Origin of the sequence: Coprobacter fastidiosus, from assembly GCF_030296935.1 — a bacterium.
GTDB lineage: Bacteria > Bacteroidota > Bacteroidia > Bacteroidales > Coprobacteraceae > Coprobacter > Coprobacter fastidiosus.
Window position 1 is genome coordinate 370,264 of the sequence record NZ_AP028032.1, and the last position, 19,655, is coordinate 389,918.

General features: G+C 36.9%; 18 protein-coding genes. 7 read left to right on the forward strand and 11 right to left on the reverse strand.

Annotation, left to right across the window (positions count from 1 at the left end):
- Window positions 1-111: 111 nt before the first annotated feature.
- The gene (locus tag QUE35_RS01405; RefSeq protein WP_147404855.1) at window positions 112-615 is read right to left on the reverse strand and encodes a hypothetical protein; all 504 of its coding nucleotides are present in this window, start codon (window positions 613-615) and stop codon (window positions 112-114) included.
- A 319-nt stretch (window positions 616-934) separates the two neighbouring features.
- Between QUE35_RS01405 and QUE35_RS01410 the strand changes: the two genes are divergently transcribed.
- A complete protein-coding gene (locus QUE35_RS01410; protein ID WP_022599374.1) occupies window positions 935-1,420 on the forward strand; it encodes a GNAT family N-acetyltransferase in 486 nt (161 codons plus the stop codon).
- Between the two features lie 80 nt (window positions 1,421-1,500).
- Here QUE35_RS01410 and QUE35_RS01415 read toward each other — a convergent pair whose 3' ends face one another.
- Entirely contained in the window at window positions 1,501-2,256 is a 756-nt protein-coding gene (locus QUE35_RS01415; protein WP_286261735.1) for a NigD1/NigD2 family lipoprotein, read from the reverse strand.
- A 185-nt stretch (window positions 2,257-2,441) separates the two neighbouring features.
- Here QUE35_RS01415 and QUE35_RS01420 point away from each other — a divergent pair, with 185 nt between their 5' ends.
- Together QUE35_RS01420 and QUE35_RS01425 are read left to right on the forward strand one after the other, a co-directional pair.
- A complete protein-coding gene (locus QUE35_RS01420) occupies window positions 2,442-2,996 on the forward strand; it encodes an RNA polymerase sigma factor (protein ID WP_022599372.1) in 555 nt (184 codons plus the stop codon).
- Window positions 2,993-4,255, forward strand: coding sequence for a porin family protein (locus QUE35_RS01425; protein ID WP_022599370.1), 1,263 nt, complete (start codon window positions 2,993-2,995; stop codon window positions 4,253-4,255). Before QUE35_RS01420 ends, QUE35_RS01425 begins: the two co-directional genes overlap by 4 nt.
- Before the next feature lie 137 nt (window positions 4,256-4,392).
- Here QUE35_RS01425 and QUE35_RS01430 read toward each other — a convergent pair whose 3' ends face one another.
- The 5 genes from QUE35_RS01430 to QUE35_RS01450 all read right to left on the reverse strand — a co-directional run bounded on the left by QUE35_RS01430 (window position 4,393) and on the right by QUE35_RS01450 (window position 9,731).
- Window positions 4,393-5,583 carry an FprA family A-type flavoprotein gene (locus QUE35_RS01430; RefSeq protein WP_022599368.1) on the reverse strand — a complete coding sequence of 397 codons (1,191 nt, stop codon included), beginning with the start codon at window positions 5,581-5,583 and terminating at the stop codon, window positions 4,393-4,395.
- 142 nt (window positions 5,584-5,725) lie between these two features.
- A complete protein-coding gene (locus QUE35_RS01435; protein WP_022599365.1) occupies window positions 5,726-7,045 on the reverse strand; it encodes an MFS transporter in 1,320 nt (439 codons plus the stop codon).
- Between the two features lie 215 nt (window positions 7,046-7,260).
- Window positions 7,261-8,148: a carbon-nitrogen hydrolase gene (locus tag QUE35_RS01440; RefSeq protein WP_022599363.1), complete on the reverse strand. Its 888-nt coding sequence runs from the start codon at window positions 8,146-8,148 to the stop codon at window positions 7,261-7,263.
- A gap of 12 nt (window positions 8,149-8,160) precedes the next feature.
- Window positions 8,161-9,192 (reverse strand): agmatine deiminase family protein, encoded by a 1,032-nt coding sequence (locus QUE35_RS01445; RefSeq protein ID WP_009316877.1) that lies wholly within the window; start codon window positions 9,190-9,192, stop codon window positions 8,161-8,163.
- A complete protein-coding gene (locus tag QUE35_RS01450; protein ID WP_031258000.1) occupies window positions 9,189-9,731 on the reverse strand; it encodes a ferredoxin domain-containing protein in 543 nt (180 codons plus the stop codon). The genes QUE35_RS01445 and QUE35_RS01450 overlap by 4 nt, the downstream gene beginning before the upstream one ends.
- 296 nt (window positions 9,732-10,027) lie before the next feature.
- Between QUE35_RS01450 and QUE35_RS01455 the strand changes: the two genes are divergently transcribed.
- The 3 genes from QUE35_RS01455 (at window position 10,028) to QUE35_RS01465 (ending at window position 14,135) form a co-directional block, all read left to right on the forward strand.
- The gene (locus tag QUE35_RS01455) at window positions 10,028-10,285 is read left to right on the forward strand and encodes a hypothetical protein (protein WP_009316879.1); all 258 of its coding nucleotides are present in this window, start codon (window positions 10,028-10,030) and stop codon (window positions 10,283-10,285) included.
- A gap of 159 nt (window positions 10,286-10,444) precedes the next feature.
- The gene (galB, locus tag QUE35_RS01460) at window positions 10,445-12,940 is read left to right on the forward strand and encodes a beta-galactosidase GalB (RefSeq protein ID WP_009316880.1); all 2,496 of its coding nucleotides are present in this window, start codon (window positions 10,445-10,447) and stop codon (window positions 12,938-12,940) included.
- Window positions 12,941-13,094: 154 nt separating this feature from the next.
- A complete protein-coding gene (locus QUE35_RS01465; protein ID WP_022599357.1) occupies window positions 13,095-14,135 on the forward strand; it encodes an AI-2E family transporter in 1,041 nt (346 codons plus the stop codon).
- 244 nt (window positions 14,136-14,379) lie between these two features.
- On the opposite strand, the gene QUE35_RS01470 is transcribed toward QUE35_RS01465, so the two are convergent.
- The 4 genes from QUE35_RS01470 to QUE35_RS01485 form a co-directional block, all read right to left on the reverse strand.
- Window positions 14,380-14,868, reverse strand: coding sequence for an S-ribosylhomocysteine lyase (locus tag QUE35_RS01470; protein WP_022599355.1), 489 nt, complete (start codon window positions 14,866-14,868; stop codon window positions 14,380-14,382).
- Between the two features lie 8 nt (window positions 14,869-14,876).
- Window positions 14,877-15,560 carry a 5'-methylthioadenosine/adenosylhomocysteine nucleosidase gene (locus tag QUE35_RS01475; RefSeq protein ID WP_009316883.1) on the reverse strand — a complete coding sequence of 228 codons (684 nt, stop codon included), beginning with the start codon at window positions 15,558-15,560 and terminating at the stop codon, window positions 14,877-14,879.
- Between the two features lie 114 nt (window positions 15,561-15,674).
- The gene (locus QUE35_RS01480; RefSeq protein ID WP_022599353.1) at window positions 15,675-16,256 is read right to left on the reverse strand and encodes an indolepyruvate oxidoreductase subunit beta; all 582 of its coding nucleotides are present in this window, start codon (window positions 16,254-16,256) and stop codon (window positions 15,675-15,677) included.
- 12 nt (window positions 16,257-16,268) lie between these two features.
- Window positions 16,269-17,858 carry a thiamine pyrophosphate-dependent enzyme gene (locus QUE35_RS01485; protein ID WP_009316885.1) on the reverse strand — a complete coding sequence of 530 codons (1,590 nt, stop codon included), beginning with the start codon at window positions 17,856-17,858 and terminating at the stop codon, window positions 16,269-16,271.
- 261 nt (window positions 17,859-18,119) lie between these two features.
- Here QUE35_RS01485 and QUE35_RS01490 point away from each other — a divergent pair, with 261 nt between their 5' ends.
- A complete protein-coding gene (locus tag QUE35_RS01490; RefSeq protein ID WP_022599351.1) occupies window positions 18,120-19,655 on the forward strand; it encodes a sulfatase in 1,536 nt (511 codons plus the stop codon).

Sequence of the window (19,655 nt, forward strand, 5' to 3'; positions counted from 1 at the left end):
ATGGTTGTTAGATTTTTGGTAATTGAAAATTTAGACAATAAGAGGCTTACATACCGTAAGCCTTTTTGTTATCTATGAATTTTAAAATAATTATTTACTTATATCTTAATACTAATTTTCAATGTTATAATCATTCATGACGAATACATTAGAAATTGTTCCGGCTTCGATAGTTGCAGATTCTCCTTTTATAGATAAAAAAGCAAGTCCGATTATAGGTAAAAATGTAAAGTTTAAGCCTACTCCTAAGCCGATTGCTAAACCTTTTTTATTTTTTCCGGTTTCACTTGAACTTCCATTTAGTAATATTGTTTGTCCATCGACAGAAGTCGTAGATATGTATTTTAATTCTACGAATCCTCCACGACCACAGCCTCTTGCTTTTTCTTGTTTTATGGAAGTCTGGACAGGTGTTCCTCTTTTTATTAAAATTTCACCGTTCTTTCCTTTCACATCATTATCCACTATTGCTGAAATAGTTTCTTTTGAATTGCTTTTTACAGTAGAAAGCAGTCTTACTATAAACATAGTCCCTCTCTCGAGAGGTGTTGCTGCCAAAAAGTTCAAATTCAACATTGAGAACACTAATACTATACTCAAAATCTTCTTAATCATGATACTAAATTTTAATAATTAATATTTTTGTGACCGAATCTTGTTGAATTTATGATTTACCTATTATCATATTTCTGCCTGTTTCCTTTTTTCTGTATGGCGCGTACGCTATATATTTTATTAACTGTGTAAGGTTTAAACAGACTTAACATTTTTACAAATATAGGGATATTTATGAATAATGTCAAATGTGCAACACGAAATCTATTTATGACAATTTAATCTATTATTTACGGTATACTTTTTAAAGAATTGATATATTTATTACTCTTATCAAAGAATTGTAAAATGTATTTGTACTAAATGATTTATAATAGTTATGATTAGACGGGTAGAACTTCGGGACAGTAAGACTATTGCAGATATTTATAATGAATATGTCATACATAGTGTAGCTACTTTTGAGACAAAATCTTTAAAAGAGGGAGAAATGCGTTCTCGTATAATCGAAATTTTTAAGAATTTTCCTTATTGGGTTTATGAGATAGACGATAGAGTCGTGGGATATTGTTATGCTCATCCGTGGAAACAACGGGCTGCATATAAATATACGCTTGAAACTACAGTTTATGTATCTCCCGATTATGTGGGAAAAGGTATCGGGAAGGCACTGATGCGAAAATTGATTGAAGAATGTCGGAAAAGTGGCTATCATGCGTTGATTGCCTGTATTACATCGGGTAATGAAGTTAGTGATTCTTTACATTTGAAACTTGGGTTTAAGCAGGTTTCTTTTTTTGAGCAGGTGGGGTTGAAATTCGGCCGGTGGCTGGATGTTGCAGACTATCAACTATTGTTGATTTAGGTGGTTTTTTAGAATTTATAAAAGAAAAGCCGGTTGTTAATCAAAATAACCGGCTTTTCCCATAGTTAAGGTTAAAGATTCTACTTGATATGTATGAATGAGCTGTTTTCTTGAATTTTCTCTGAGTTTGTATTCAGACTTTTCTCTTTGTCATATTTGAGATTGTACGTTTTCTCTCCTCCGAATGTATTGACTTTTATTTTTAGGCCCGACAAGTTGCTTTCCTGAGGAGCTAAATCTTTCAGCCTGAACGAGGCAACCCCCCACAATCTTCTGTCTATTTTCGGATCGTCTTCCATGTCATGACGGAATTCCAGTTGCATGTAATTATCTTTGTCGGGATTGTTCGAAAGAGAAAAATCTCGCACAACGTTTACCATGTGTTTTTTCTCTCCTGCACCTTGCATTTCAAATTGTATGGTTAAGTATTCATCGCTCGTCCACATGTCGATGATATTTACAGGATCGTTGCCGATACTGTCGGCGGTTTCTGGTGTAATGGGGATGATATTTTTAACCAGAACAGTGTCTATATCGTTAATAGCGACATAATAATCATATCCCATATAATTTTCTTGTAATAGAGAAAAATTGATGATTACGCGTCGCCCGTCTTCTAAGAAAAAAGAGGGTATCGAAGTATTGGAGGGTAACATGGTCTTTTTACTGTCCAATTGCAGATAGGGAGATTCACCTTCTTTTACAACCATGTCTCCGATAGCATATGCATACGAGTTGTAGTAATAGACATCATCGTCATCATCTTTACAAGATTGCAGAATAACCGATGAGAGCAGCATTATTAAACCTGTCAGAAAAATCGATTTTTTTTTCATAAGTCATTCCTTTTTTAATTTATTGTTTTTTATTCAGTTTATCTCTTTTGTAATGTAAATGGTAATTTGGAGGAAATACTGCATCGAAAAATGTTAAAGAGTTAAAAAGATATTTTCTCTTTTATCCGGTGCAGTATTTTTACATTTTCTGCATTTATAAATTAAAGTGTGATTTAAAAACAAGAATGAGGGAGGAAGAACTGGTTGAGCATTGTAAGCAAAAAGATAAATCTGCACAAAAACAATTGTATGAGTTGTATGCAGGTGTTTTGTTTGCTCTTTGTATTCGTTATTCCGGAAATAGGGAGGCTGCTGAAGACATTTTGCATGATGGTTTCCTCCGGATATTTACATCTTTCGACAAGTTCGATTATAGAGGAGAAGGTTCTTTAAAAGCTTGGCTGAGTCGTATAATGGTCAATACGGCATTAGAGTATATCCGTAAGGATGGGGAGATGAATCGTGTATTGACTTTAAATGAAGTCCCGGATATTATTGATCCAGAGAGCGAAGATGAGGATTTGGAGAAGATTCCTCAGACTGTACTGATGAAATTTGTATCGGAATTGCCGTCCGGATATCGGACGGTGTTCAATTTATATACTTTCGAAGAAAAATCTCATAAAGAAATAGCTGCTTTATTGGGAATCAATGAAAAAAGCTCCTCTTCACAGCTTTTCCGGGCTAGAGCTATATTGGCGAAGAGAATAAAAATGTATTTAACGAAAGCGAGCGTATGAAACAAAAAGATGATAAGTGGACTATAAGATTCCGCAAACGGATGGAAGGATATGTTGAATTGCCGCCTTCTGACGTTTGGGAAAGATTAGACGAGGAATTGTCTTTTAATAGTAGGCAACGGCATCGTTTCCCCAGAATTGCTGTGGCGGCAGTTATTTTGCTATTTATATCGGTCGGTTTGTATTTTCTTACTTATACTTCTGATAATGACGGAATCATTACAGCAGATGCTCCTTCTCGTATTTTCGAACATCATAAGGTCGATAAGCCTTTTCGGAAAACAATTGTAACCGATAGTAATAAAATAATCACACATGCTCCGATTTATGTTAGGACAGTAGAAAAGAAAACGGGAAACAATGTTTTGGGGGAAGAAAATATAGCTGTTGCACAATTGATCGATACGATTCAAGCCCCTTCACAAGAGAAAGTTGAAGACCTGTCAGAAAAAAAAAATACATTACAAGAAAAAAAAGAACATTTTATGAATGGCTCTTCTGTTGGCAAAGATTTTGAAATTAGACAGTTGCCTAAGAAAAGCAAAGGTTGGTCAATAGGCGTTTCGGTCGGGAATAATATGATTGCTTCTGCAGAGAATCATTATGGGTTTAGTAATCTTGATCGTTCAGGAATAATGCCTCGGAGTATGAATATGTTACAGACTGGAGAGAACGAGACGTCCGAAGACCAGAAAATTACGGCAGCCTATCAACAGATTATGCTGAAAAATATTAATTTGGAGACTACAACTGATATTAAACACCATTTCCCTGTTACGTTTGGTATTTCATTGCGTAAAGATCTTTCAAATAGTTTTTCTATAGAGACCGGGCTGACATATACTTTATTATCTTCAGATTTAAAGGCCGGAAATGATATATACTATTCTCAGGAACAGAGACTTCATTATTTAGGTATACCTTTAAAGGCTGGTTGGTATTTTGTAAAAAAGAGGCGAGTTTCTTTGTATTTATCTGCCGGAGGAGCAGTGGAAAAGTGTGTCAAATCTCAATTGAAAACTCATTATGAAATGCAAAATGACTTATCTTTTATTGGAGATGACCATTTGGATGTGAAAAAACTGCAGTGGTCTGTTCTTGCGTCGTTTGGTGCTCAATTTAATATAACCGATCATTTCGGAATTTATGCTGAGCCGGGGGCGATATATTATTTTGATGACGGAACAGATGTCTCGACAATTCGAAAAGAGAAACCTTTTAATATCAATTTACAAATAGGATTGAGGTTCGGATTCTGATATTGTTGTCGTTTTATATATTCGTGCCGTATTTTGGGAAATAGAGTTTATTTAAAGTTTAATGATTGGGTTAAGTAAAAAGAAAACCGTTATTCTTTGAGTTTAGAACAACGGTTTTCTTTATTAGGTTAAAAGATTTATTGTTTCAATTTCGTTGCTATGGCTTTTGCCAATTCTTGACATTGGGCTATCTTTTCAGACGTAATACCTTGTTTCATTTCTACCGGATTTTCGGTTACGTCCCATTTCATTCTCTCTGCAAAAGAAGAGAGTCGTTTCACTGCAGCTCCGGCCCATGAGAATGAACCGAAATATCCGAATACTCGATTTTTCATATCCCGACTTTCCAATTTTGAAACCAATGATTCGATATTGGGAAATAACTCATTGGTATATGTCGGACTTCCGATAATTAGTCCTTTATATTTAAATATATCACGTAAGATATATGACATATCCGATTTTGACACATTGTGCATAACGATATTTTTAATACCTTGAGCAGCTAATTCTCTGGCGATAACTTCTGCCATTTTTTCGGTATTACCGTACATGCTTCCGTATGCGATTACAACACCCTCTTCTCCTTCATATAAGCTTAGTTTATTATATATACTTATGACTTTCTGTATTTCTTCTTTCCATATCGGACCGTGAGTAGAACAGATTATCTGTATGTCTATTCCTGAAAGTTTTGCAAGAGCTTTTTGTACTGGAGCTCCGTATTTACCTACTATATTGGAATAATACCGGAACATTTCATCCCAATATTTTTCGGTATTCATTTGATAGTCTATGATTCCGCCGTCCAATGTTCCGAAACATCCGAATGCATCTCCGGAAAAAAGAATTTTATCATCTTCACAATAAGTCATCATGGTTTCAGGCCAGTGTACCATGGGAGTCATGTAAAAAGTAAGTACTTTTTCACCTAAAGGTAACCGGTCACCGTCTTTTACTTCGTGGAATTTGTCGAAAATCCCGTAAAATCCTTCAATCATTCCGATTGTCTTGCTGTTCCCGATAATTTTAATATCCGGATATACACGACAAAGATCGTTTATTGAAGCCGAATGATCCGGCTCCATATGATTTACAACCAAATAGTCTATAGGACGTTCTCCCAAGATGTTTTTTATTTTTTCAAAAAACAGATCAGTATAACAATGATCTACGGTGTCGATCAGAACAACACTTTTATCAACGATCAAGTATGAGTTATAAGAAACCCCGAGAGGCAATGGCCATAATCCTTCGAATAAATGTTTTGTACGGTCATTTACTCCTACATAATGGATATTTCTACTGATTTCTGTAATAGTTGACATATTATTTTCTCTTTATTTATTTTTCGGTTACAAAGTTATAAAAATGTATCTTTTCAAGAAAAGAGAAAACTGTTTTTCGTAAAATCGTAAAATGATCTGACAATATTTTCTTATTGGAAAATTCAGGTAAATTCTTAGATATTTATGATTTGTCTTTTACGAAAAAAACAGACAATGCTGCTATCAGTAAAAATATTCCGGCTGTCGATAGGGCATATATGGCTTCTCTGTTATAAATATGTTCGACGATAAAGCCATTGAAAATCCCGTTTATAATTTGAGGAATTGTAATGAAGAAATTGAAAATACCCATATACACTCCCATTTTGGAGGCCGGGATGGCTCCGGCCAATATAGCATAAGGCATAGCCAAAATACTGGACCAAGCAATACCGATACCGATCATTGACCAGACAAGCATGTGTGCATCGGTAAATATTTCGAAAGACAAAAGCCCCAACCCTCCACATACCAAAGCCAAAGCGTGAGTTCCGCGTCTTCCTATATATTTTGCTATTACGGGAAGAAATAATGCAAAAACCATTGCTACCGCATTATAAATACCGAAAAGCACTCCGACCCAGTTGCCTGCCTCTTGAAAAGCGTTACTTGACGGGTCTGTCGTTCCAAAAAAGCGGTCGGCGACAGCCGGAGTTGTATATACCCACATAGAAAATAACCCGAACCAAGAAAAAAATTGTACTATGCCCAATTGAGCCATTGTTTTAGGCATGTGTATAATGTCTTGAAATATATTGAAAAATCCTTTCTTTTCAGCAGTTTCCGTTGTATTTTCATGATTAAATCGGGTATGAATTTCCGGAGGATATTCCTGTGTATGGAAAATTGTCCATAGAACAGTTCCTAACAGTACGGCAGCACCTATGTAAAATGAGAAAATTACATTATCTGGTACTTTTCCGGCCTCTGCTGTTCCTGATATTCCTAACCAGTTTGCAAGAATATAAGGAAACCATGACGCAACGACAGCTCCGACACCTATTAAAAATGTCTGAATTGAGAATCCGAGTGTACGTTGTTCAGAAGGCAGTAGATCTGCCACTAAAGCCCTGAACGGTTCCATCGCTACGTTGATAGAAGCATCCATAATCATTAGCATACCCGCACCGATAAACATCGGAGGAATGAGACCGGATAAAGATCCTGAATTTGGCATGAAAACAAGAGCTACAGATGTTAGGATTGCTCCGGCTAAAAAGTAAGGTTTTCTTCTCCCTAATCGAGTCCACGTACGATCAGAATAATAACCTATAATCGGTTGTATAATCATTCCGGTCAGCGGGGCTGCTAACCAAAACCAAGAAAGATGTTCTACATTAGCCCCGAATGTTTGTAAAATACGACTCGCATTTGCATTTTGTAAAGCAAATCCGAATTGTATTCCTAAAAATCCGAAACTCATGTTCCATATCTGAGGCAAACTTAATCGAGGATGTTTCATGAATCTATGTTTATCCGGTGAAAAATCTTTATTTTAAACAAATATCTTCGATTAAAGTTTGTTGTATAATGGCGCGTATGATGAGAAAGAGGAGGATATAATTCGATTGGTGCGTACCAAGCGGTATTTTTATAAATCATAAAATACCCTGTCGAAACCAAAACCATTATGACATCGGCAGGGCATGATATCTGATGAGAAAGATAAAATTCGTATTAATCGATAAAACGTTTAATTATGTTTCCATACTCATCGATTCTTCGATCTCTTAAGAAAGGCCACCAGCGGCGAACGTTTTCTGATCGGTTCAGGTCTATTTCGATAATGAGATTTTCTTCTTGACTGTCGGATGCCTGAGCTAAGAACTCACCTTGTGGTCCGGCGACGAAACTGCTTCCCCAGAACCGGATACCTCCGGTTTGACCTGATGGATCTGGCTCATAGCCTGTACGATTTACAGAAACTACGGGTAGTCCATTGGCTACCGCATGTCCTCGCTGCGATATGATCCATGCATCTCGCTGTCGATTTTTTTCATCTTCAGTATCACTGCTTTCCCAACCGATTGCAGTCGGATAGATAAGAATATCTGCTCCTTTTAACGCCATAAGGCGGGCAGCTTCTGGATACCATTGATCCCAGCAAACCAATACTCCGAGATTTCCTATTGATGTCTGTATCGGCTCAAAACCGAGATCTCCCGGAGTGAAATAGAATTTTTCATAATATGCCGGGTCGTCGGGAATATGCATTTTTCTGTATTTTCCGGCAATATTCCCGTCTGTGTCGAATACGACTGCCGTATTGTGATATAATCCAGGAGCCCTTTTTTCAAATAAAGATGTGACCAGTACGATTTCAAGTGATCGTGCTATATCTCCGAAAAAACGGGTAGATGGGCCAGGAATGCTTTCGGCAAGGTCGAATAATCGAGTATCTTCTGTTTGACAAAAATAAAGGCTGTTATGCAATTCTTGTAATACAACGAGTTGAGCTCCTTTTGAAGCACAATCTTCTATATTGGCCTTTAACTGTTGCATATTTGCATGTATGTCATTTGTGTTGGACTGTTGAATAAGTCCGACTTTTATTTTTTTCTCCATAATACGCTTTTATTATTTTATTACGTTTTTCGGGTATTGCATGGTTACACAATGTAAAGATCCGTGCTGCTTGATTAAAGCACGGCAGTCGATCCCGATAATTTGACGTTCAGGAAAAGCTGTTGTCAATATTTCAGCAGTCCGGCTGTCATTTATCGGCTGGTTATAAGTTGGGTATAGAACAGCACCGTTTATGATTAAAAAATTAGCATACGTAGCAGGCAGCCTTTCATTGTCGAATACGATTTCATCAGCCATAGGTAAGGGCAAGAGTCTGAAAGGTCTGTTGTCTTGTGTCCGAAAGCTTTGCAGTTGTGACTCCATATCTTTTAATGCTTTATAATGATGGTCTTTCGGATCATTGCATTGTATATAAGCAATTGTATCATTCGGGCAAAATCGAGCTAATGTATCGATATGGCTGTCGGTATCGTCTCCTTCTAAAAAGCCATGGTCTAACCACAAGATTCGGGATATTCCCAAATTTTCTTTCAAATATTGTTCTATCTGATCTTTGTTCCATGCTCCGTTGCGGTTAGGAGATAACAAGCATTCGCTTGTAGTGAGCAAAGTTCCTTTTCCGTCCGATTCGATAGATCCTCCTTCGATAACGAAATTCAGACAATTTATATATTGGGCATTAAATAATTGGGACTGAAAAATTTTCCCGGTAATAAGATTGTCTTTATTAGCTGCGAATTTCAATCCCCAACCGTTGAATTTAAAGTCGATAATTCCTGCATTGCCGTTTTTATCCAGAATAGAAATTCCTCCATGATCTCGAGCCCAAGTATCGTTTGTTTCACATTCGAAAAAACGAATATTATCTGTATTTATTTTTTTGCAAATTTGTTTCTTTACATTTTCAACATCGGGTGCGACGATCAGAAGTTTTTCTCTTTTAGAAATTTCTTTAGCGATTTCTATAAAACAAGATTGGACTTCTTTTAACATATGTGCCCAATCTGTTCCCGCATGAGGCCATGTCAGTTGCACCCCCGATTGTTCTTCCCATTCGGCAGGTAAATAGAAATTTTGCTTCACTTTGTTTCTGTTTCTTTAGGTTTTCTGTCAAAAAAAGGATTTTTAGAAGATGCACTGATCGGGATACCGATAATTTGATGGCATCCTTTCATCCAACCGATTCGCTGAGCAGCCCATCCGGCAGAAAACATTACTCTGCTGTCTACTCTTAGGTCGGATGCTTTTGAGCAAGCTGATCCGATAGCGATACCTACGTCTATAGAATTAATGGCACATGGTGTGTTTTGTGGTTTTTCCGCACATGTGGGAAAGCCGCAATACCCGCAATTTAGAGCCTGTTTTTGTTCTTTTGTTCCGATAAGTATCAAGGCATCGGCTGAAAGAATATTTTCCGAATCACGCATTAAAAACTTCAGACTGGTTTCTTCTGAAAGTTTTTTCATTTCTTGAGAAAGTATTTCTATTTCCCGTTCGGTAATCGTTATAATCTCGAGAATATCTATACCTTTCCCTTTAGGGGCGGTACGGGCAGCTGTCATTATCTGCTTGGCCGCATCCAGCATGTAAGATTGTCTCGATATCCTTTCGTCAATAATCATAATACTTTTATAGTTTTTAAGTATCGACAAAGGTAATGAAACTCTTTTGTAAAATGTAATTTTTATTTTTGCTTTTTCAAATACAAAACAAAATGAAATTCTCATTTGTTTTTAGACAGGCTCTTAGTTTTAATTGAAATAAAACAAAAAATTGAGATTATTGTTTTATACAAAAGACTAAAACTATATATGGTGAAATTGTGTTATTTGTGATAGAGATTTTCAAAAAAAAATTTTATATTTGAGAATCTTATGATACGGTTAACAAATTGAGAAATTGCTTAAATTCTTGTATTATGGATGGAGATATTGAAGAATTATTTGAAAGTTTGATTAAAAAATATCGTGAACAAGACGCCGCTTTTGATGAATTGAAATTGATGATGGATGAAGATGAAGAGTTAAAAAAATCATACGAAGAATGGTGTGCTGCTATGGGATGTTCCGAGAAAAAAGGTTTTGGAGTATTTTATCAAGAATATATAGAGGGTGATGATTCTATATGGGATAGTATATTCCCGAATAAAGAAGAATATGATGGATATGATAGCTGATTTAGACTATTGACCGATTAGGTCGGATAAATAAAGGCTGTATATTATCTTAATTATTATAGTAAAATCTATATAATTATTAATATACAGCTTTTGTGTAATAAAATAAATGAGAAGTGTGCTATTTTTGCATACGAAACTATGAAAAATCAAAATACTATGAAACGTAATTGGTGCATTCTTATCTTTTTATTTGGATTTAATCTCATTTGTTTTTCTCAAATTAGAAATGAAGTTTTGTTAAAGGAGGGATGGAAATTTACCCGAGACGATAATCCGGAGTTTGTCGATCCTGATTTTGACGATCGTGCATGGCAGCCTGTAGTCGTTCCTCATGATTGGGCTATATACGGTCCGTTCAGCTCTCAAAATGATAAGCAAAATGTAGCGATTACACAAGATGGGCAAAAGGAAGCGCTGGAACATGCCGGTAGGACTGGAGGTTTACCTTTTGTCGGAGTAGGCTGGTATAGAATCGAATTTGAACTTCCCGATTTCGCTCCAGATAGACAGTCTTTTATTTTATTCGATGGTGCGATGAGTCAGGCGAATGTTTATATTAATGGACAGAAAGTCGGAGAGTGGCCTAACGGCTACAATTCGTTTTATTTCAATATTTCTCCCTATTTGGTTTCAGGCAAGAAAAATGTATTGGCCGTTCGTTTAGAGAATTTACCGGAATCGTCCCGTTGGTATCCTGGGGCAGGGTTGTATCGGAATGTTCATATTATAACAACGTCAGATGCATATATTCCGATTTGGGGTACTTATATAACTACTCCGGTTATTCATAAAGATTTTGCAAAAGTTAATATCCGTACAAAAGTCTGTTTGCCGGAAAATGCCGATCCAGGACTTTATACGATAGAAACAGTTATCTTTGATTCGTCGCATAAGGAAATACAAAAAACTAAAACTTCGCTTACCTCTTTACTGTATGGAGATATTTCACAGGAAATAGTTGTTAAGAATCCTGTTTTGTGGTCTCCTGATCAGCCGGTTTTATATACTGCTAAAACGTTTTTATATGAAGGAACTACATTGAAAGACCAGTATAGTACTCCATTCGGAATTCGTTCGATAGAAATAATTCCGGAGAAAGGATTTTTTCTAAATGGAGAAAAAACTGTTTTTAAAGGAGTCTGCAATCATCATGATTTAGGTCCATTGGGAGCAGCGGTGAATGATGCTGCCATTCGTCGTCAAATACGACTGTTAAAAGATATGGGGTGTAATGCAATAAGAACTTCTCATAACATGCCGGCTCCAGAGTTGGTAAAAGCTTGTGATGAAATGGGTATGATGCTTATGGTAGAGAGCTTTGACGAGTGGAATACTCCTAAGTGTAAAAACGGGTATAATCTTTTTTTTGATGAATGGGCGGAAAAAGATCTGGTAAATCTGATATGGAATTATCGTAATAATCCGAGTGTCGTTATGTGGTGCATCGGAAATGAAGTTCCTAATCAATGGACTGAAGGTGATTGTAAAATTGCTAAACGATTGCAGGATATTTGCCATCGTGAAGATCCGTCTCGTCCGGTAACTCAGGGTATGGATGCTCCTGATGCAGTAGTAAATAATAATTTTGCTGCAGTAATGGATGTTGCCGGATTTAATTATCGTCCTTTCCGCTATCAGGTTAATTATAAAAAATTGCCTCAGGGAATTATTTTAGGAAGCGAAACGGCTTCAACTGTCAGTTCTCGAGGTGTGTATAAATTCCCAGTAGAGCGAAAGGCGATGCAGCGCTATGAAGACCATCAAAGTTCGTCTTATGATGTAGAGCATTGCGGTTGGTCTAACCTTCCGGAAGATGACTTTATACAACATGAAGATCTTCCTTATTGTATAGGAGAATTCGTTTGGACAGGTTTCGATTATTTGGGAGAACCGACTCCTTATTATACAGATTGGCCTAGCCATAGTTCTCTTTTCGGAATTATAGATTTGGCAGGTATTCCCAAAGACCGTTTTTATCTTTATCGGAGTCATTGGAATAGGGAAGAAGAGACTTTACATATATTGCCTCATTGGACGTGGAAAGGACGTGAGGGAGAAATCACGCCGGTATTTGTATATACTAATTATCCTTCGGCCGAATTATTCATTAATGGAAAGAGTCAGGGGAAAAGAACAAAAGACCTGAGTATCGGCATAGACAGTACTTATACAGATGCCGCTCAAAAAAGTTTCGAACGGCAGAAACGATATCGGTTAATGTGGATGGATACTCGTTATGAACCGGGAACGGTTAAAGTAGTTGCTTATGATAATGAAGGAAAAGCTGTTGCCGAAAAAGAAGTACATACGGCAGGGAAACCACACCATTTAGTGCTAACGGCAGATCGAGATCGTTTGGCGGCAGATGGAGAAGATCTATCTTTTATTAATGTAAAGGTTGTAGATAAAGATGGAAACTTATGTCCGGATGCTACGTCAAAAATTAAATTCAAGGTAAAAGGTGCTGGCGTTTTCCGTGCTGCGGCAAACGGTAATCCGGCAAGTCTCGAGTCATTTCAGAAACCAGAGATGAAACTTTTCAGCGGTCAGTTGACTGCAATTGTGCAAACAATATCGAAGGCCGGTACAATTATTTTTGAAGCATCATCACCCGGAATAAAAAGCGCGTCTATTAAGTTGATAAGCGAATAAAACTATAAATATTGAGAAGAAAAGTCTGGCTGAATAAAGTCAGACTTTTTTATGCTGGATATTATTATAATATTTTTTTTCTTATCTATTTCTAAACATTCGCCTTGTTAAACCGTTAAATATAGATCGGGAATTTAGAAACTGCGGTTAGATTATGAGTTTAAAAGAACAATATTTTAAGTATTCGATTATTATACTGATTCTGGGTTTGGGCATTGTTATTTTTTTCGAACTTATTCCTTTTTTAGGTGGTTTGTTAGGAGCATGCACTATATATACATTGATTAGAAATCAGATGAAACATCTTGTTGAAAAAAGAAAGATAAAACGTTCTATTGCCGCATTTCTTTTAATCATGGAAACCGTACTTTGTTTTTTGATCCCGATCTCTCTCGTTGTTTGGTTTTTGATAATGAAAGTGCAGCATATCAATCTCGATCCTCAGGTGGTACTTGCACCGGTAGAACAAATATCCGTATTAATAAAGCAAAAGATAGGTTATGATATTTTGAATACAGATAATTTAAAATCTGTAATATCATGGGCTCCTCAAGTTGGTCAGATGTTAATGGGAGGAATTACAAGTTTGGCACTGAATATTTTTGTTTTGATTTTTGTCCTTTATTTCATGTTATTGGGAAATGACAAAATGGAAAATTATATAATGGATATACTCCCTTTTACAGAAAAGAATAAATTGACAATTTTGCATGATGTAAATATGGTAGTAAAATCCAATGCCATAGGTATTCCTTTATTAGCTGTGATACAGGGAGCAGTAGCCATGTTGGGATATTATATATTCAATGTTCCCGACTTATTATTGTGGGGAATATTGACATGCTTTGCGACAGTGATTCCTATCATCGGTACGGCATTGATTTGGGTACCTTTAGTTATTTATTTTGCCATTATAGGAGATTGGTGGGATGCCGTAGGGTTATTGATTTATGCAGCACTTATTATTACACATGTCGATAATCTGATACGTTTTGTTATTCAGAAAAAAATGGCAGATATACATCCGTTGATAACAATATTCGGAGTTATTATAGGTCTTCCGTTATTTGGCTTTATGGGAGTTATTTTCGGTCCGCTATTGTTATCTATATTCCTCCTTTGTGCCGATATTTTTAAGCGTGAATATTTAGAGAATAACAATTCTTCTTCGAGAACACATATAAAGAGATTATAGACAAATCGTCCAGATGATTAAGAATTGGAAAAGAGAGGGCCTTTTGTTTCTATTTTTAAGTCTCTTTTCAGTCTGTTTATCCGTCTTTATTTGTCGGATGAACGATATTGGATATCGCAGCGGCCGATCCTATAACTCATTTGTAAGCAGTTTTACGAGTTTTTTTCAAAAAATCTGTGTTGCCATTCCGAGCCTTTGAGGATTTAGAGAATACCGTTCGTAAGTCTTCTATATATATGATCTGTTATTCTTTAATACTCGGATATACAAGATTTTTTTCTTCTATAATATCCAGAACCTCTTTCAAATATTTATCTGCTTCATATTTGGCCATCGGAAGATCGTGTAACAAGTAATTTCCACAATCTTGAGGTGCAGCTCCCGGAATTTTGCCTTCGAAGTCTCGTATAAACCGGAATGTTTCACGCATAAGTTCGACAATATCTTTTGATTCTAAATCTCCTTGTACCAAAAAATAATTTCCAGTACAGCATCCCATGGGTCCCCAAAATACGATTTTCTCTCCCCATATATTGTGGTTTCTTAAATAAGTTGCAGCCAGATGCTCGATTGTGTGTAAAGCTCCATATCCGAGTGCCGGTTCACGGTTCGGTTCTTTCATTCGTATATCGAATGTAGTTATCGTGTGATTTCCTATATAGTCTTTTCGTGAAACATAAATGCCGCGTAATAAATGGATATGATCTATTGTAAAGCTGGGTATTTTTTTCATAATTGTTTTTATAATATATCGATTAATTGTTTTATTATTTCGAATGATTTTTGAGGAGCTTCTTCCCAAAAGCGATTGTATTGAGTCGTATGGTCTTCTATTCCGGGAGTATCGCTGATAATGCGGAAACTCAAGAACGGTATTTTATTCATGTAACAAACATGTGCAATAGAAGCTGATTCCATATCTACAGCAAGACCGTTTGGAAAAGTAGCTTTTATTTTGTCTAATTCTTTACGGTTGGTAATAAATTGATCCCCACTACATATTAGACCGCTGTATATTCGTGTTGACGTTTGTAGAGATAAGGCTTTTTCCAGCAGTTCGGGATCGGAATAGAAACGGGCGGGATATTCAGGAATTTGTCCAGGTTCGTTTTCTTCTCCGCACCATACATCGTGATAAACGATTTCTTTTCCGGTTACGATGTCAAAAACTTGGGTCGATATATCTATACCCCCGGCAACACCTGTATTCAATATACAGTCTGGATGATAATGATATATCATATTCAGAGTTCTTGTCGCAGAGCAGACTTTGCCTATGCCGCTTTGTGTTAAAATGAGAGTATGATTTCCACGTTTCCCTATATAAAAAATTGCTCCTTCGTTCGATTCTTCCCGACAGTCGGTAAGCAAATCTTTTATACATGCTAATTCCGATAGCATGGCAACTATAATTCCTATTGTCATTTTTATTTTTATTTATCGGCAAATATACGATTTGTATGGGATAATATAAAATTGAAAGCGTGTCTCTCCCTAATAAATAGGATAAACACGCTTTTTATTGTCAATATTTATTGATTATTTCAGCTGATCCGCAACTTTTCTACCGGCCTCCAATGCCTTAAGATTCATTTCTACTATATGCTCTCCCTTACGTCCGAATATGTCCCGTATTCCGGTTTCTATTTGTTCGTAGGGGATACCTAAAAATGGAGAAGCTGCACCTAACATGACTATATTGGCTGTTCTGGGCGAACCGCTTTCTTTTGCTATCGTATCTACATCTAAAATGATTTTATGGGGCATTTTATTAATTTCTTTTATGACATCTTCCGGTTCTGGATAGTTCGGGATATTGATGAACGGTGTTGAATTAGTTACAATCCAACCGTCTTTGGCAAGATACGGAAGATAACGTAAAGCCTCCATCGGTTCGAGAGAAATGATGAGATCTGCTTTCCCTAAAGGAATGAGGTCTGATGCTATGGGTTTATCCGAAATACGTAAATTAGATTGTACGTCGCCTCCTCGTTGACTCATGCCGTGAACTTCAGCTTGTTTCATATATAGTCCGTTATGTATAGCGGCTTCACCGATTACTGCAGCGATAGATAGAATACCTTGACCGCCTACACCCGAAAGAATTATATCTGTTTTCATATTTGTCGGATTTTATTTTTGACGTTTTTTTCTACTTAAAGTCTGGATACATTCTCGACGAGGAATTAATACCGAAACACCCTTATATTCTATTTCTTCCCGTATAGTCCGTTCCATTTCTTCCATATTCTTTTTTAGAGGAATCAGTACGCGAATGTGTTCCGGAGCAACTCCTATACCTTTGCATATAGCCTCTATTTTCCCTGTTCCGGCAGAATCTTGTCCTCCGGTCATGGCAGTAGTTTCATTATCGGATATGACGATCGTGACGTTTGCATTTTCATTGACGCAGTCAAGTAATCCGGTAATTCCCGAATGCGTGAATGTCGAGTCCCCGATTACGGCAATAGCCGGAAATAATCCTCCGTCAGCGGCACCTTTAGCCATAGTGATGGATGCTCCCATATCTACACATGAATGTATAGCTCTGAAAGGCGGTAACGCTCCTAATGTATAACATCCTATATCGCTGAATATCCGGGCATTTTTATATGTTTTGGCTACATTATTGAGCGCTTCATACATGTCACGGTGTCCACATCCTTGACAAAGAGCTGGTGGACGCATGGCTACAATATTCGGTATTTCAAACTCTGCACCTGATTTCAGTCCTAAAGCTTTTGCTACACGATCGGGATTTAATTCTCCGTCACGATTCAGTGTTCCGTCAAGTTTCCCCTTTATTATTTTAGACGGAATAATACCTTTTATTTTTTCCTCAACGAATGCATACCCATCTTCCAAAACCAATATCTCATCACATGTGTCGAATAATTTTTGTAACATTTTCAACGGTAACGGATATTGAGATAGTTTGACAACCGGATAATCGCATCCCTCAGGGTAATTCTCCATTAAATAATTATAGGCTATACCGCAGGCGATGATTCCCATTTTTTTGTTCGGACCATCGATATAACGGTTGAAAGATGAGTTTTCAGACGCTTCTGTAAAGTCTTTTTGTTCGTTTAACAACGTTCTGAAACGACGTCTGGAGTTTGCAGGTAATAAGATAAATTGTCCGGTATTATCAGGAAACGAAATCTCGTTTTGATCCTTTATTTTCAATGTTGTCGTTACACCTGCACGAGAATGTGCCAGTCGGGTGGTAATTCTCAATAACACCGGAATTTTGAATTTTTCGGATAGACCGAACCCTGCTGCCATCATGTCGTATGCTTCTTGTTGGTTGGAAGGCTCGAACATCGGAACAAATGCAAAGTTTCCATAAAAACGAGAATCTTGTTCATTTTGAGATGAATGCATGGACGGATCATCTGCCGCTACGACAATGAGTCCACCATTGACTCCGGTCATTCCGGCATTGATAAACGCATCGGCGGCAACGTTCATTCCGACATGTTTCATACAAACTAGCGCCCGTTTACCTATATAAGACATACCCAAAGCTGCTTCCATAGCGGTTTTTTCATTCGTACACCAGCGGGTATGTATCGTATTGTTTTTTGCTTCAGGAGAAATTTGTATATATTCGGTTATTTCGGTAGAAGGAGTACCGGGATATGCATAAACTCCCGAAAGACCTGCATCGAGTGCGCCTTGGGCAATAGCTTCGTCTCCTAAAAATAGATGTTTGTTCATTCTTTTATACTTTGACGGTTATTAGACTTGTAAATTTATGTGTGTTTCTTTCAAAAAGATATCTGATAATCCTGTGAAGATTCTTTTTGTTATGATTTAGTTGCAAATATAAGAAAATATTTATCGAAATATTGTATTATCGGATGAATTTACATATTTTCGTAAATCATTCTGTGTTCGGAACAATGATATGTTTTTAGGAAAAGCAGAGTTTGTTTTGAATTTGGAACTTCAAGATTAAAATCTAAAAAATGTGATACTATGAAATTTAAAAGTTTAGCCTGTACCGGGATTTCTTTCTTTTCGTTATTGCAACCTATTGTGTCGTTGTCAGCAACTAAACAACCTAATATTCTTTTTTTTATGGTAGATGATATGGGATGGCAAGATACATCGGTGCCTTTTGCTGATGAAAAAACTCTTTTTAATAATTTATATGAAACTCCTAATATGGAGCGACTTGCAAGAATGGGTGTGAAGTTTACGAATGCTTATGCGGCATCGGTTAGCTCGCCTTCAAGATGCAGCCTTATGACGGGGGCGAATGTTTTGCAGCATAAAGTTTCGAACTGGACATTGCATTATGATACTCCTACCGATGGAAATAATGAATATTTTGATTTTGAGTGGAATTGGAATGGAATATGTCCGTCAAACGCTGTCGTTCAAAATTATTCCCACATGTTTTATGCTAAAATGTTACCCCAGATTCTGAAAGAAAACGGTTACCAGACTTATATTGTAGGTAAAGCCCATTTTGCTTCTCGAACAACCACGGCTGCTGATCCGTTGACTTGTGGTTTTGATGTCAATATAGGGGGACATGCAGCTGGAGCGATGGGGAGTTATTCAGGATGTCGGGGATATGGAGCTGATCGAGAAGATGCGGAGATATGGCAAGTACCGATGCCTAACATAGATTATTATTGTAAAGAAAACATATTTCTTACCGAAGCATTGACTATGGAGGCAAAAAAATTAGTAAATCGGGCATTAGAATCGGACCGCCCGTTTTTTATGTATTTATCTCATTATGCCGTTCATACTCCGTTCGAGAAAGATATGCGTTTTTATGATAAGTATATAAAAAAGGGGATGTGCGATCGTGAAGCACAATATGCCTCTTTGATAGAAGGAATGGATAAAAGTTTAGGAGATATGATGGATTTATTTGAGGAAAAAGGGATTGCCGAAAGTACCATTATTATTTTCATGTCTGATAATGGAGGGTATTCTTCATCGTACCGTGAGCCGAACAGAAATGCTCCTTTACGGTCGGGAAAAGGTAGCCTTTATGAAGGAGGAATTCGAGAGCCGATGTTAATTTTTTGGCCGGGAGTAACTCAACCGAATAGTGTTAATCGCTCTAATGTGATTATCGAAGATTTTTTTCCAACGTTACTTGAGATGGCACAGATAGAAAATTATTCTGTTCCTCAGCGGGTTGATGGAGTCAGCATGGTAAAACTGTTGAGATCAGGAGCGGTAGAAAAAAACAGGGCACTTTATTTTCATTATCCGAACGATTGGGGAGAACGGACTGGAGATGCCGGACGTCCGTCAAGTGCTATTATAAAGGGAGATTGGAAGTTATTATTTGATTATGAAACACGATGCACAGAATTATATAATTTAGCGAATGATATCAGTGAAAAACATGATTTGAGTGAAAATCCTCTTTATGATAAAATAAAAGAGAACCTTTCTAAAGATCTAAGCAATCGTTTACGTGAAACAAAAGCCAATATGCCTGTTTACAAAGTTTCTGGTATACCGTGCGGTTATCCTGATGAATAG

Bases quoted from the DNA above. Each gene is read 5' to 3' on its own strand.
- QUE35_RS01420 (WP_022599372.1), top strand. From the start codon at position 2,442: ATGAGGGAGGAAGAACTGGTTGAGCATTGTAAGCAAAAAGATAAATCT.
- QUE35_RS01415 (WP_286261735.1), bottom strand. From the start codon at position 2,256: ATGAAAAAAAAATCGATTTTTCTGACAGGTTTAATAATGCTGCTCTCA.
- QUE35_RS01465 (WP_022599357.1), top strand. From the start codon at position 13,095: ATGAGTTTAAAAGAACAATATTTTAAGTATTCGATTATTATACTGATT.
- QUE35_RS01470 (WP_022599355.1), bottom strand. From the start codon at position 14,868: ATGAAAAAAATACCCAGCTTTACAATAGATCATATCCATTTATTACGC.
- galB (WP_009316880.1), top strand. From the start codon at position 10,445: ATGAAACGTAATTGGTGCATTCTTATCTTTTTATTTGGATTTAATCTC.
- QUE35_RS01475 (WP_009316883.1), bottom strand. From the start codon at position 15,560: ATGACAATAGGAATTATAGTTGCCATGCTATCGGAATTAGCATGTATA.
- QUE35_RS01440 (WP_022599363.1), bottom strand. From the start codon at position 8,148: ATGGAGAAAAAAATAAAAGTCGGACTTATTCAACAGTCCAACACAAAT.
- QUE35_RS01490 (WP_022599351.1), top strand. From the start codon at position 18,120: ATGAAATTTAAAAGTTTAGCCTGTACCGGGATTTCTTTCTTTTCGTTA.
- QUE35_RS01450 (WP_031258000.1), bottom strand. From the start codon at position 9,731: ATGATTATTGACGAAAGGATATCGAGACAATCTTACATGCTGGATGCG.
- QUE35_RS01455 (WP_009316879.1), top strand. From the start codon at position 10,028: ATGGATGGAGATATTGAAGAATTATTTGAAAGTTTGATTAAAAAATAT.
- QUE35_RS01485 (WP_009316885.1), bottom strand. From the start codon at position 17,858: ATGAACAAACATCTATTTTTAGGAGACGAAGCTATTGCCCAAGGCGCA.
- QUE35_RS01425 (WP_022599370.1), top strand. From the start codon at position 2,993: ATGAAACAAAAAGATGATAAGTGGACTATAAGATTCCGCAAACGGATG.
- QUE35_RS01435 (WP_022599365.1), bottom strand. From the start codon at position 7,045: ATGAAACATCCTCGATTAAGTTTGCCTCAGATATGGAACATGAGTTTC.
- QUE35_RS01405 (WP_147404855.1), bottom strand. From the start codon at position 615: ATGATTAAGAAGATTTTGAGTATAGTATTAGTGTTCTCAATGTTGAAT.
- QUE35_RS01480 (WP_022599353.1), bottom strand. From the start codon at position 16,256: ATGAAAACAGATATAATTCTTTCGGGTGTAGGCGGTCAAGGTATTCTA.
- QUE35_RS01410 (WP_022599374.1), top strand. From the start codon at position 935: ATGATTAGACGGGTAGAACTTCGGGACAGTAAGACTATTGCAGATATT.
- QUE35_RS01430 (WP_022599368.1), bottom strand. From the start codon at position 5,583: ATGTCAACTATTACAGAAATCAGTAGAAATATCCATTATGTAGGAGTA.